Consider the following 12,318-nt stretch of genomic DNA (forward strand, 5'->3'; position numbering starts at 1 on the left):
CCTGCCGGGTGGGGCGGCTCAGTGCGGGCCGAGCAGATTGGTCCGCACGTCGACGAGGTGGCCGCGCATGTGCTCGCGGGCTGCGTCGGGATCGCGCTCCACGAGCGCCTCGACGATCTCGCCGTGGCTGCACTCGTAGCCCTGTCGCCGCTCCGGGGTGGCGGACCGGCGCTTGATGCTGCCCCAGACGGGGAGGTCGCGGGCGGCGTTCATGGTGTCGAAGAGCCGGAGCAGCAGCCCGTTGTGGGCGGCGGCGGCGATCGCGCGGTGCAGCGCGGAGTCCCAGGCCTCGAACTCCTCGTAGGTGGCGGTGGCGTTGCCCCGGCGCAGGCAGTGGTGCACGTGGTCGATGTCGGACTGCGTGGCGTGCCGGGCCGCGAGCGCGGCGATCTCGGGCTCGAGGACCAGCCGGGTGGCCATGATCTCGGCGGGACTGGTCTGCAGCACCCCGCGGGCGGCGTCGGGCAGGCCCGGGTCGGCCTCGAGCTCGGCGAGGAATGTGCCCCGCCCGACGTGACGGGTGATCCGGCCCTCGCGCTCGAGCTCGGCCAGCGCGCCGCGCACCGCGGTGCGCGAGGCCTGCAGGGAGTCGCACAGCGCGCGCTCCGTCGGGATCTTCGAGCCGGTGCCGAGCGTGCCGTCCGCGACGGCCTCGTCGAGCAGCCGTCGGAGCCGCGTGACGACGGGTGCGGTGCTCGCCGGTGCTGCCATGCGACCAATATTAGACCAATGACGGCGCGCCATCGGTATTGGCTTCGGATTCGCCGCGTCGTACGGTCGGGGCAGCCCGCGAGGTGAGGTACCACACCCTCGCAATGGTCTCGATTGGTCCGCAGATCGCGGCAGACGATCCCGTGGAGGACGCGTGAAGCTGGTGACGTACGCCGTCGGTGATCGGGAGGCCGTGGGCCTCGTCGATCCGGCCGACGACACCCGGGTGCTCGACCTCGTGCCCGTCGTGGGCGAGCGGTCGCTGCTCGAGGTCGTCGAGGACTGGGAGCGGCTCGCCCCGCGGATCGCCGAGGCCCGCGGCCTGCCCGCCGTCGTCGGCGCCACCCTGCGCGCGCCGTTCCCCGTGCCGCGCCGGGACCTGTTCGCGGTCGGCAAGAACTACCGCGAGCACGTCGCGGAGTTCGGGCGCTCGGGCTACGACACCCCGCAGCGCTCGGAGGACCTGCCGGACAAGCCGATCGTCTTCTCCAAGGCGACGACCAGCGTCACCGGCCCCTACGACGACGTCGAGGCCCACCCCGGCATCACCGCCGAACTCGACTACGAGTCCGAGCTCGCCGTGATCATCGGGCGGGGCGGCCGGGGCATCTCCCGCGAGGACGCCCACGAGCACGTCTGGGGCTACACGATCGTCGACGACGTCACCGCCCGCGACGTCCAGCGCGACCACAAGCAGTGGCTGCTCGGCAAGTCCCTCGACACGCACGCCCCGATGGGCCCGTGGGCGGTCACCGCCGACGAGATCGGGGATGTCACCGCCCTCGAGGTCTCGTCGAGCGTCAACGGCGAGCCGCGGCAGAAGGCCCCCGTCGCGGACCTCATCTTCGACATCCCCGAGCTGATCCGGGTCATCTCCGCCGGGATCACGCTACTCCCCGGTGACGTCATCGCCACCGGCACCCCGGCCGGCGTCGGGATCGGGTTCGAGCCGCCCCGCTTCCTGCAGCCCGGCGACGTCGTCGAGTGCGCGATCACCGGCCTCGGCGCGCTGCGCAACACCGTCCGCTGAACCACCCCGACGCATCCCTCCAGGAGGACGAGCACGTGAAGGTCAACGGCAAGGAACTGGCGGTCGAGATCACCGGCGAGGGCCCGGTGGCGCTGCTGGTGCACGGCCTCGGCGGCACCTCGAACTTCTACCAGCCGCAGGCGAGCGCGCTGGCCGAGCGGTTCACCGTCGTCCGCCCCGACATGGAGGGCTCCGGGCGCAGCACGGTCCGCGGCCGGCTGACCATCCAGGGCTTCGCGAACGATCTCGCCGACCTCCTGACGAGCCTCGACGCCGGACCCGCGCGCGTCGTCGGGCACTCGATGGCGACCATCACCGTCCGGCTGCTCGCCGCCACCCACCCGGAGCTCGTCTCTCACCTCGCGCTCCTCGGCGCCGTCCCCGCGCCGCTGCCCGAGGCCGGGCAGCAGGGCCAGCACGACCGCGCCGCGAAGGCCCGCGCCGGGGAGATGCCCGGGATCGCGGACGCCGTCATGACGAACGCGACCGCCGAGGCCACCCGCCGCGACCATCCAGCCACCGCGGCCGCGGTGCGCGAGCTGGTGCTGCGCCAGGACCCCGAGGGCTACGCCCGCTCCTGCGAGGCGCTGGCCGCCGCGCCCGACCCGGGGCCGATCGACCCCGACCTCCCGCTGCTGCTGCTCACCGGCGCCGACGACGGCGTCGGCCGCCCGGAGGTGAGCCAGTCCCTCGCCGAGGCGCACGGCGCCGCGACGCTCGACGTTCTCGCCGACTGCGGCCACTGGACGGCGCTCGAGCGCCCGCTCGAGGTCACCGAGCACCTCCTCAAGTTCTTCTGACCCATCTCGCAAGCCTCGACGACGAGGAGCCCCCTCATGAGCAAGGTCCTGTTCCGCAACGTCTCCATCCTCGACTCGACCGGCGCCGACCCGTACCCGGGTGACGTGCTCGTCGAGGACGACCGCATCGCCGCCGTCGCCACGGTCGACCCGGCCCGCGCGCAGGACGCGCAGGTCGTCGAGGGCCACGGCCGCACGCTCATGTCGGGCCTGTGCGACGCGCACACCCACTTCTCGTGGAACAACTCCGCCGACCTCGACGGCCTCGGCATGATGCCGGTCGAGGAGCACCTGCTCTTCTCGGTCGAGTCGGCCAAGAAGTACATCGACTCCGGCTACACCATGTGCCTCGGGGCCGCGTCGGCGAAGGAGCGCCTCGACGTCGTCTGCCGTGACGCCATCAACGCCGGGCGCATCCCCGGGCCGCGCTACCTCGCCAACGGCCCCGAGATCGCCGTGACCGGCGGGGCGCTGATCAAGTCGATCACGAAGTTCGCGGACGGCCCCGAGGGCATGCGCAAGGCCGTCCGCGAGCTCATCGACCTTGGCGTGGACCAGATCAAGCTCTCGATGACCGGCGAGGAGATCACCGGCACCCAGCGCGCGGAGGACACCTACTTCTCCGACGAGGAGGTCGCCGCCGCCGTCACCGAGGCCCACCGCCGCGGGAAGCGGGTCTGCGCCCACGCCCGCTCCGCGGAGAGCGTGAAGATGTGCCTGCGCAACAAGGTCGACATCATCTACCACGCCAGCTTCACCGACGCCGAGGGCATGGACATGCTCGAGGCCAACAAGGACTGGGTTTTCGTGGCGCCCGGCATCAACTGGCTCGTCGCCACGCTCTACGAGGCCGAGGCCTTCGGGTTCCCGCAGGAGGCCGCCGAGGCCGTCGGGTACAAGAAGGAGCTCGAGCAGGCCACCGACGGGCTGCGCGAGATGCACCGTCGCGGGATCAAGCTGCTGCCCGGCGGCGACTACGGCTTCGCGTGGACCCCGCACGGCACCTACGCCCGCGACCTCGAGCACTTCGTCGAGCGCCTCGGGTTCACGCCGATGGAGGCCATCCTCTCCGCGACCAAGCTCGGCGGGGAGATCATGCTGCGCCCCGACGAGCTCGGCCAGGTCCAGCCCGGCTACCTCGCCGACCTCATCCTCGTCGACGGCGACCCCCTCGCCGACATCACGATCCTGCAGGACCACGACAAGCTGCACGCGATCATGAAGGACGGCCAGTTCCACAAGCAGGACTAGAGGGCTACGCCCTTGTGCGTGCCCTATCGGCGTGCTGGCTTGTCTGTCGTCCCCAGACACGGAAACGCACGCACACGTCTCAGACCAAGGCGCCGTCCCCTCCCCCCCGGGGACGGCGCCCTGCCCCCGCCTGCCCTGGAGGAGCGCCATGTCCTCCGACCCCCACACCCTCGAGCCGCCCACCGCCGGCCTCCCGCCCCTCGAGCTCTCCCGCACCGACGACCCCGAGGTCCTCGCCGAGGCCGCCCGCGACGACTACTCGCTGCACGTCGTCCCGCGCTCCTGGCGGTTGAGCTCGCCGAAGATGGCCCTCGCGTGGTCCGCGCTGATGTCGGCCATGTTCTGGGTCGTCGTCGCCGCGGGCGCCTCGCTCGTCGTCGGCACCGTGCAGGCCCTGATCGGGCTCGCCGCCGCCGTCGTCGTGCACGGCACGTTGTGCCTGGTCATGTCCCGGACCGCCGCCGACTCCGGGCAGACCGTCGGGCTGTTCTCCCGCGCGATGTTCGGCTACCGCGGCGCCGCGATCGCCACCCTCGCCCTCGGCCTCACCGGCACCTGGTTCGCCGTCTTCGAGGGCTCGGTGCTCGCGGTGGCCGCGCAGGCGGAGTTCGGCGGGCCGATCTGGGTCTGGTATCTCGTGGTGACGCTCGTGTGCATCCCGCTCGTCATCGGCGGGGTCCGCCAGGCGATCGAGAAGGTCAACGCCTGGCTCCTGCCGATCTTCCTCGTCGGGCTGGTCGTCACGGTCGTCTGGGCGACCGCCGTGCACGGCTACGACGGGTCGTGGCTCACCGCCCCGCCCAGCACCCCGACGACGATGGCCGGTCCGGGCTGGCTGTTCGTGTTCGCCATCTACATGGGCGTCTTCTCGAACGTGCTCTACACGTTCGACTTCGCCCGCATGGGCCGCCCGCAGGACCACCGGGTCAACGGCGTCCACACTTTCGGCTACACGTTCTACTTCTTCACGATCCTGGTGAACGGCGCGGTCGGCATCTACCTCGTCCACACCATCCCGCTGGCCGAGGTCAGCGAGTCGGGTCTCGTCGTGGGAATCGTGCAGATGATGGGGCTGCTGGGCGTGGTGTTCATCGTCGCCACCCAGCTGAAGATCAACACGGCGAACTTCTACGTCGCGTCGACGAACTTCCAGGGCCTGTTCTCCCGGACCTTCAACCTCACGCTGTCCCGCACGACGTGGGTGTTCATCGTCGGCGCGCTGTCCATCGCTGTGATGACGCTGAACATCTTCACCTTCATCAACACCTGGCTCTCCTACCAGGGTGCGGTGCTGGTGGCGTGGGTCGGGATCGCGCTCGTGACCGTCGTCGACGCCCGCCGTCGGGGACGCTCGCAGGACGTCGCCTTCGAGTTCCGGCCGGGCCGGGTGCCACGGGTCGACGTGGGCGGGGTCATCGCGTGGGTGGTCGCCTCCGGCGTCGGGATCACGCTGATCGCGGCCGGCAGCGCCATCGCGAGCACCTGGGCGCTGGTCCTGACGTTCGTGCTGGCCGTCGTCATCGCCGCGGTCGGCCGGGCGGTCCGTCACGGCCGGCCCGCCGCGATCGCCGGCCGCCCGCACGACCCCCGCGAGGAGGTCGAGGACGTCTGGCAGGACCGGGTCCGGTGCCACGCCTGCCACAAGTCCTACGTGGCGCTCGAGATGGACCGCGACCCCGCGCACGGCCACGAACCGATCTGCGCGGCCTGCGCGACGTCGACGACGTTCCTCGACGCCGTCGCGGCCGAGACCACCGGTCCGGCGTCGGCCCGTTCCTGATGGCGCTGCTCGTGTGCCGGACCTGCCCGCGCGACCGCCCCGACAGCGGTTCCTTCGGCGTCGCGCTCGATGTGGTGTTGCGTTCGGACGTCGTCCGGATCCGGCACGTGCCCTGCCTCGGCGGCTGCCCGAACGCGGGCAACGCCGCCGTCGACGGGCCGGGCAAGCCGCGCGTGCGCTTCTCCTTCCTGACCGACGACGACGCCGGGGCGCTCCTCGCCGCCGCGGCGGCCTACGACGCGAGCCCGTCGGGGGCTCCCGACGACGGGTGGGAGGTCCCGCTCGCACTGCGCGGGCGGCTCACGGCGGTGACGCCGAAGCGGACGGTCTGAAGGGGCCGGCGTCGCGCTGCACAGCCCACCCCACCACGGCCACCCCGTCCACCCCCGTGTGGCAGCAACGGCACGTTCCTGGCGTCGGGCGCGTGAACGGCGCCGTCCGCGCATCCCACCGGGGCCGACCCCGATGGGTGAGCGGCGCCCTCCTGGCGTCACATGCCAGGAACGTGCCGTTGCGGCCATGAGGGGGCCAGGGGAGGGGGCGGGAGGTACGGCCGGCCGATCAGTCCTTGCCGCGGAACTCCCGCCAGGTCTCGTGGACGGCGTCGAGGGCCCCCTTGGTGATGCCCTTCGCGGCCCCGTGCATGGTGTTCTCGGTCATGCTGCCGACGAACTCGTCGAGGGGCTTGCCGCCCTTGGCGTGCAGGTCGACGCGGTTCGTGGCCTCGGCGAAGCGCAGGTAGGTGTCGACGCTCGCGACGACGATCCGCGCGTCGATGGTCAGCAGTTCGATGCCCACCACGGACACCTTGACGAAGGCGTCGATCACCAGTCCCTTGTCCAGGACCAGGTCGAGCACCTCCGCCAGGCCGCCCTGCGGTGACCTCCGGACGTTGCCGCCTCCCGAGCTCCGGGCGACCGTCACACCGCGCCTCCTCGCCGGGCGAGGGCGTCCACGCCGCGGGCCAGTGCCTGCCACTCCCGCAGTCGCGCCCGGATCACCCGCTCGCCCGCGTCGGTCAGAGCGTAGAACCGGCGGCCCGATCGTGGGTCGAGCCGGCGACCGAGGAGCCGGGTGCGGGTGAGGCGGTGCAGCGTCACGTGGACGGTCCGCTCGGGGGCGTCCAGCGCCCCGTCGCTGTCCTCGCGCACGCGGGCGATCACGCCCCGCCCGTCGGTGGTTCCCGGCCGCACCGCGAGCAGGACGAGCAGGTCGACCTGGTCGCGGGACGCGACGCGGGCGATGCTGCGGCCCCGGGGCGACGGAGCCGTCGGCGCCGCCCGCCCACGCGGCCGGGACGTCGGGCGCTCCTCCGGTTCCGGCTCCGGTTCGGCGGCCGGCTCCGCGTAGTCGTCGTCGTCGTCGACGTCATCGTCCTCCGGCTCCCGGGGCGTGGGCAGCGCGGTGGGCGGGTCGGGCTCGGGCCGGGGGTCGCCGCCTTCGCGGTGCGGCAGCAGACCGCGCAGGCTCGCCGTCGCCGGCTGCCCGAAGGCGTGGGTGAGGTCCAGGGCCGTCACATGGCCTCCACTTCGCGGGTCGGGGTGCACTCCTCGGCGGCGCGCAGCACCGTCAGCAGTTCGACGCCGAGGTCCCGGTAGTCGCCGGCGACCCCGGCGGCCGCCGTCGACAGGCGTGGTGCGGCGGACGTCCCCGCGCGCAGCGAGGCCCACCAGGCGGGCTGCGCGGCCACCTCCAGCTCGAGCTCGTGGGCGAGTCGCCCGAGGCGCCGCGCGTCCTGGGCGCTGCGCTCGGCGTGCCGGATGGCGGTCGTGAACAGCGGCGAGTGACCCCCGAAGGCGGCCTCCACCGCGCCGCGCACCTCGGCGTGCACCCGCCGCGAGCGGCTGCCGGTCGCGAAGAGCACCGCCCCGAGCAGCGCCAGCCCCGGGTTGCGCTCCCGGGCCACGGCGAAGCGCTCGGCCACCAGGCGCATGCCGACCAGGCCCCCGACGTCGGACTTGGTCGGCATCAGCACCCAGCGGGCGGCGGTCAGCGCGAGGTCGGTGAGGATCGTCGACTCGGGCGGGCAGTCGACGAACACGACGTTGTAGGGCGCCGCGGTCGGTGCCAGGACCTCGGCCAGCACGTCGAAGGCCGCCCGGCCGCGCTCCTGCAGCCGCGACACCATCAGCGGGACGAGGTCGGCGAGCCGCGCGCCGCCCGGGACGACGTCGAGCCCGGGGCGGACGTCCCGGACGGGCACCACCGGCGACTCGGTCAGCACGCTGAGCACCAGCCCCGCGCCCTGGTCGTCACCGTCACCGTCGCGGTAGCCGAGGTCGTCGGCGAGGTTGGCCTGCCGGTTGAGGTCGACCACGAGGCAGCGGTAGTCGGCCGCGGCGAGCTGGCCGGCCAGGTTCGCGACGAGCGACGTCTTCCCGACGCCGCCCTTGTCGTTGACCATCGCGATGACCCGGCCCAGCGCGTGGGCCCGGCCGGCGACGGCGCCGCGTCCAGTCACGCGCGGAGGGTGACCACCCGACCTCGCCGGGCACAAGTCGACTCACGGCAGCGCCCCGGAGTTGCGCCGGGCGCCGCAGCGCAGCCGACGCATTCGGCTGCGCCGACAGAGGACGTCAGCGCATCACCAGCATCCGCACCGGCTCAGCGGGCGTGCGCCACCTCGGCCCACACGTCGATGTCCGGCGTCGCCGACAGCCACAGGAAGATGCCGCGCGCACCGCACTCCCCGGCGACCCGGCGCTTGATCGCCACGCTGCGAGCGTCCTCGAACCACACTTCGTGCGCCGTGTCGTGCTCGTCGAGGTACCGCAGCCACGGGGCCTCCCCCAGCGGGTCGTGCTCCACCCGCCCACCGGCGAATCGGTCGGCGCGCGCGGCGACCTCGGCCCACCCGACCCGCTCACCACCCCCTCGGGTCCAGTCGTAGCCCGACGCCGAGACCCCGAGCAGGACCTTCTTCGCCGAGATGCACTCCACCGCGTGGACGAGCACGCCCTTGACCCAGTCCACCGGTGCGAGGGGTCCGGGCACGGTGGTGGCGTCGTGGTAGTCCCAGGTGAGCAACCGGATCTCGTCCGCCTCGCGGCCGAGCGCGGCGTAGTCCTGTGCCAGCGTGAGCCGCTCGTCGAGGCGCTCCTCGGCCTTCGCGTAGACGGTCACCGACAGCCGGCGGCCCAGCTCGTGCAGCGCGTCGGCGAGGCGCGCGACGAAGCGGCTGAACGCGGCACGGTCCTCGCGGCCCAGCCCCTGGTAGTCGAGGTCGACGCCCTCGTAGTCCTGCGCCACGACGAGGTCGCAGAGCAATCGGACGTGGCGCGCGGTGCGCGCCGGGTCATGGAGCATCGTGGACACGACGTCGTGGGAGCGATGCCCGTCGACCCGGTTGGAGATGGTCGGCACGAGCACCAGTCCCGTGGCGCGCAGCGTGGCCATCGCGCTCGCCTCGAGCTCGCCCCGCGCGGCGGACAGCACACTGCCGAACGGGCCCAGGCGCAGGGCCTCGGGCGAGACCTCGTCGAGGGACCCGACATGGGCGGCGACGTCGGCCGCACCCTGCGGCAGGTTCCAGAGCGGGATGGCGACGGCCCGGAGACCCGGGGCGCTGGTGTCGGAGGACATGTCGAGCCGCCTGGTCAGCAGATCGCGGAGCGTGGGGTCGTCGGGTGCATGGGCCCATGGTGGCCGGGCGGCGCTCCCCGCACCTCATCCATCTCCACCAGGGCGACCCGGTCGAGTCGCGGAGTGCACACGCTCGGCGCACCGTCGCGTCGTGGTTCGGGCGACCTCAGGGCCGGCGGGCGGCGGTCTCCGTCCCGATCCGCGGGCGGACCACGTGTGGGGCGACCGCCAGCCCCGTACGCGCGCGGACGTTCCGCGCGGCTCGCTCCTTTCCCGCCGGCCCAGCGCGGCGGGATCTCGATCACGACCACCCCGGCGGGGTGCGCGAGCGCGTCGAGGAGGGCCGCCACACCGCGGGTCTTGTGCACGAAGCCGTGCGCCCCGGCATCGATCACCGCCCGCGGGAGGCGGCGATCCAGGTCGGCGGATACCACGACGATCCGGGTGTCCGGCGAGGCGGCCCGTAGCTTCGGCAGGATCCCGAGGACGTCCCCGTCGTCGAACCACCGGTCAAGCACGCAGAGCTCCGGCCGGCACGTCTCGATGCAGGCGAGCGTGTCCGCGGGCGTGTGCTCCACCGCGAGGACCGTCATACCGCGGTCCTCGAGGACCGCGGCGAGCGCGCCGGCGAAGGCGGCGTGGTCGTCGGCGATGACGATGCCGGTCATGGGTCACGATCCTTCTGCACAGCCGGAGGCCCGGTCCCGCCTCACGCGCCGCGGGTCAGGGCCGAGACCCGGAAGCGGATTCTGGCGACCGTGCCGCCGCCGGCGGCACGGCCGAAGGTCACGGACGCCCCGCACCCCGTCGCCAGGGTGCGGCAGATCTCCAGGCCGAGCCCGCGGTGACCGGAGGGGCCCGCGCCGAAGCCCGGACCATCGTCGTGGACCTCGACGACGACGGGCGGACCGGGCCGGACGAGGAGCCGGACCGTGCCGCGGGGGCCGGCGGCACGCACTGCGTTGTGCATGATGTTCGACAGGAGCCGCCACAGCGCGCGGGCGTCGACGGGCAGGCGCACGTCCGGGGAGGGGTCGGTGACCACGGCGGCCGGGCCGCGCAACGCGAAGGTGTCGGCGATCTCGGTGACGAGGCCGGGCAGGGACACCTCCGGGTCCTCGACGCCGTCGCTGCGCAGCCCCACCAGCTCCTGGAGCCGCTCGACCTCGCGCTCGATCAGGCCCAACCGGCGGTGGTTGTCGGGGTGGAGGGCGGGGTCGTCGCGGATCGCGGCGACGAGAAAGGACACGGTGGCGAGCTCGTGCCCGATGTCGTGCGCCAGGGCGGCGCTCACGGTCTCCATGCGATTCACCACCCCCGACATCACCCACGAGGACCCCTGCCCGCGGGTGTGAATTCATCGTAGAGAACCGAGAACGGAAATCGATTCGGCCGAACGGGGAGCACTTGGGCCGGGTGGGTCTCGATCAGGTCCCGGGCGCGTTCCCTCGGTGAGGATCCGTTCCGCGATGATTGCGCACCCGAAGTCTCAATACCCGGACGGGAGATCGCCGGATTCGGACACCGAGCGCAGTACCGGGCTCCGGCCCTCGTTGTCGGGGGGCCGCCGGGGCCTGGGGACCACGACCTCGCGGCGCAGCGCCTCGAGCGCGCAGCGATCGAGCGTCCCGCGGCGCCTCATGGCCACCCACGGCGCCGTCAACCAGGCGATCGCGGCCACGGCGGCCGCCGACACGAGTAGCTTCACGAACACCCCCGAAGGCGCCGGCTCCCGCGACCACGGTGTCCGGCCCGCCCTCACCGTAGGGCGCGGGAGGGGCCGTGCCCAGCCGCCGGTCCGCTGACCCGTGGCGGCCCCGCGGTCCGCTGGATCGCCTCGACCGGTGCAAGGAATGCGCGCTCAGATCCGGGCGTGCCGCCGTCGGGCGTCGTCGATCATCGCCTGCGCCTCGTCCCGGGCCATCAAACGCATTTCTGTCCGTTCGACGAATTCGTGGCGTCGGAAAGGTCGGCGACGACGCCTGCGCACGGGCCGATCGCCCTACTCGAGCGCTCTGCCGGACGTGCTGCGCTTCCTCGAGGACGCGCTGGGCGAGGAGCCCCGGATCAGGGACTTCGGCCTCCTCGAGGCTGCGTCGGCCCGGCCTGCGACGACCGTCCTCGGGGAGGACGCGTCCCCGACGACCGCCCAGAAGGCCGCCGCCCTCCTCCATAGCCTGTGCCGGAACCACCCCCTCGTCGACGGCAACAAGCGGCTGGCGTGGGCGGCGACCGCGGTCTTCCTGGTGCTGAACGGGCGACCTCCGCGGCTCGACCAGGACGCCGTCTTCGAGCTCGTGATGGAGGTCGCCGGGGGCCGTCTCGACGATGTCGGCCTGATCGCCCTCCGGATCGAGTCTCTCCGCTGAGCGGAAGTCGTCGGCTCACCGGGGCACGCTTCGCGGACAGGGGCTGACCACGCCCGGAGACACCTCCGGCCCCCGGCGACGACGCCGGGGGCCAGAGCAGGTGTGGAGTGCGGGAGCTGCGTCAGCTGGGCGAGGTGATGAAGGGCCCGGTAACCGCGACGGCGGGCGAGCCGAACACCTGGCTGCAATCGAACGCGGGGACCTGGACAACGTTGCCGCTCGACACCCCCGGGCTGTTCGACGCGGTGCCGGTCGTGGTGCAGGACTGGGAGTTCGAGGGCCCGTGGCTGGGCCCGTGGCTCGGCGCCTGGTTCGCCGAGGCGATCCCGGCGGTCATCACCGGCATCCCCACCAGCGCGGAACCGGCCACGATTCCGAGAGCGGTACGGCGCATGTTCATGTCTCCCCCTGAGACTCGTCGGTCGACGGGACCCGCCGGTCGGGTGGCGCGCCCTCCTCGTACGGCCGGACAACGAGACCGTGCGCAGCGGGGATGCGGACGAACGGAGGAACGGGGTCGGGCAGTTGACGGGCAGCAGTTGCAGGCGGCGTGCTCGACCTGGGTCATGAACTCCCCCAGAGCAACCGAGTCACGGTGACTCGGTCGGAAACGCAGTACTTCAGCCGACGGGCGTGGTGTCCGGGTTCGGTGCGACGTGCGGGGCATGGGTGCTTGTCGTTACGCCGGGTGATGAGGTCGTTGGCCGGGTGGTCGCCGTCGCACTGCCGCTCCAGGTCGGGCGCGACTCCATGGGCGCTGCGGAGGCGCTCGCCGAAGGCGCGATCGGCGCACCT

The 12,318-nt window shown here is 72.9% G+C and carries 15 protein-coding genes; 6 read left to right on the plus strand and 9 right to left on the minus strand.

What is annotated here, in order from left to right; genetic code table 11:
* Positions 1-18: 18 nt before the first annotated feature.
* Positions 19-711 (minus strand): FadR/GntR family transcriptional regulator, encoded by a 693-nt coding sequence (locus tag VGH76_RS06505; protein ID WP_331555805.1) that lies wholly within the window; start codon positions 709-711, stop codon positions 19-21.
* A 154-nt stretch (positions 712-865) separates the two neighbouring features.
* Here VGH76_RS06505 and VGH76_RS06510 point away from each other — a divergent pair, with 154 nt between their 5' ends.
* The 5 genes from VGH76_RS06510 to VGH76_RS06530 all read left to right on the plus strand — a co-directional run bounded on the left by VGH76_RS06510 (position 866) and on the right by VGH76_RS06530 (position 5,904).
* Positions 866-1,741: a fumarylacetoacetate hydrolase family protein gene (locus VGH76_RS06510; protein ID WP_331555806.1), complete on the plus strand. Its 876-nt coding sequence runs from the start codon at positions 866-868 to the stop codon at positions 1,739-1,741.
* 35 nt (positions 1,742-1,776) lie between these two features.
* Positions 1,777-2,541, plus strand: a complete 765-nt coding sequence (locus VGH76_RS06515; RefSeq protein ID WP_331555807.1) for an alpha/beta hydrolase — start codon at positions 1,777-1,779, stop codon at positions 2,539-2,541.
* A 36-nt stretch (positions 2,542-2,577) separates the two neighbouring features.
* Positions 2,578-3,792 carry an amidohydrolase family protein gene (locus tag VGH76_RS06520; RefSeq protein WP_331555808.1) on the plus strand — a complete coding sequence of 405 codons (1,215 nt, stop codon included), beginning with the start codon at positions 2,578-2,580 and terminating at the stop codon, positions 3,790-3,792.
* Between the two features lie 148 nt (positions 3,793-3,940).
* Positions 3,941-5,572, plus strand: coding sequence for a thiamine permease (locus VGH76_RS06525; protein ID WP_331555809.1), 1,632 nt, complete (start codon positions 3,941-3,943; stop codon positions 5,570-5,572).
* Positions 5,572-5,904 carry a hypothetical protein gene (locus VGH76_RS06530; protein ID WP_331555811.1) on the plus strand — a complete coding sequence of 111 codons (333 nt, stop codon included), beginning with the start codon at positions 5,572-5,574 and terminating at the stop codon, positions 5,902-5,904. Before VGH76_RS06525 ends, VGH76_RS06530 begins: the two co-directional genes overlap by 1 nt.
* Positions 5,905-6,133: 229 nt before the next feature.
* Here VGH76_RS06530 and gvpJ read toward each other — a convergent pair whose 3' ends face one another.
* The 7 genes from gvpJ to VGH76_RS06565 form a co-directional block, all read right to left on the minus strand.
* Positions 6,134-6,496 (minus strand): gas vesicle protein GvpJ, encoded by a 363-nt coding sequence (gene gvpJ, locus VGH76_RS06535; RefSeq protein ID WP_331555812.1) that lies wholly within the window; start codon positions 6,494-6,496, stop codon positions 6,134-6,136.
* The gene (locus VGH76_RS06540; protein WP_331555813.1) at positions 6,493-7,089 is read right to left on the minus strand and encodes a PadR family transcriptional regulator; all 597 of its coding nucleotides are present in this window, start codon (positions 7,087-7,089) and stop codon (positions 6,493-6,495) included. Before VGH76_RS06540 ends, gvpJ begins: the two co-directional genes overlap by 4 nt.
* Entirely contained in the window at positions 7,086-8,033 is a 948-nt protein-coding gene (locus VGH76_RS06545; RefSeq protein ID WP_331555814.1) for a ParA family protein, read from the minus strand. The genes VGH76_RS06540 and VGH76_RS06545 overlap by 4 nt, the downstream gene beginning before the upstream one ends.
* 143 nt (positions 8,034-8,176) lie before the next feature.
* Positions 8,177-9,154, minus strand: a complete 978-nt coding sequence (locus VGH76_RS06550) for a glycosyl hydrolase family 18 protein (RefSeq protein WP_331555815.1) — start codon at positions 9,152-9,154, stop codon at positions 8,177-8,179.
* Positions 9,155-9,168: 14 nt separating this feature from the next.
* Positions 9,169-9,822 carry a response regulator gene (locus VGH76_RS06555; protein ID WP_331555816.1) on the minus strand — a complete coding sequence of 218 codons (654 nt, stop codon included), beginning with the start codon at positions 9,820-9,822 and terminating at the stop codon, positions 9,169-9,171.
* A 41-nt stretch (positions 9,823-9,863) separates the two neighbouring features.
* The gene (locus VGH76_RS06560) at positions 9,864-10,457 is read right to left on the minus strand and encodes a HAMP domain-containing sensor histidine kinase (protein WP_331555817.1); all 594 of its coding nucleotides are present in this window, start codon (positions 10,455-10,457) and stop codon (positions 9,864-9,866) included.
* 186 nt (positions 10,458-10,643) lie between these two features.
* Positions 10,644-10,862: a hypothetical protein gene (locus tag VGH76_RS06565; protein ID WP_331555818.1), complete on the minus strand. Its 219-nt coding sequence runs from the start codon at positions 10,860-10,862 to the stop codon at positions 10,644-10,646.
* A 316-nt stretch (positions 10,863-11,178) separates the two neighbouring features.
* On the opposite strand from VGH76_RS06565, the gene VGH76_RS06570 reads away from it, so the two are divergent.
* Positions 11,179-11,523: a type II toxin-antitoxin system death-on-curing family toxin gene (locus VGH76_RS06570; protein ID WP_331555819.1), complete on the plus strand. Its 345-nt coding sequence runs from the start codon at positions 11,179-11,181 to the stop codon at positions 11,521-11,523.
* A 121-nt stretch (positions 11,524-11,644) separates the two neighbouring features.
* On the opposite strand, the gene VGH76_RS06575 is transcribed toward VGH76_RS06570, so the two are convergent.
* Positions 11,645-11,917 carry a chaplin family protein gene (locus VGH76_RS06575; protein WP_331555820.1) on the minus strand — a complete coding sequence of 91 codons (273 nt, stop codon included), beginning with the start codon at positions 11,915-11,917 and terminating at the stop codon, positions 11,645-11,647.
* Positions 11,918-12,318: the final 401 nt, after the last annotated feature.

It is taken from the genome of Actinomycetospora sp., assembly GCF_036497585.1.
Lineage (GTDB): Bacteria > Actinomycetota > Actinomycetes > Mycobacteriales > Pseudonocardiaceae > Actinomycetospora.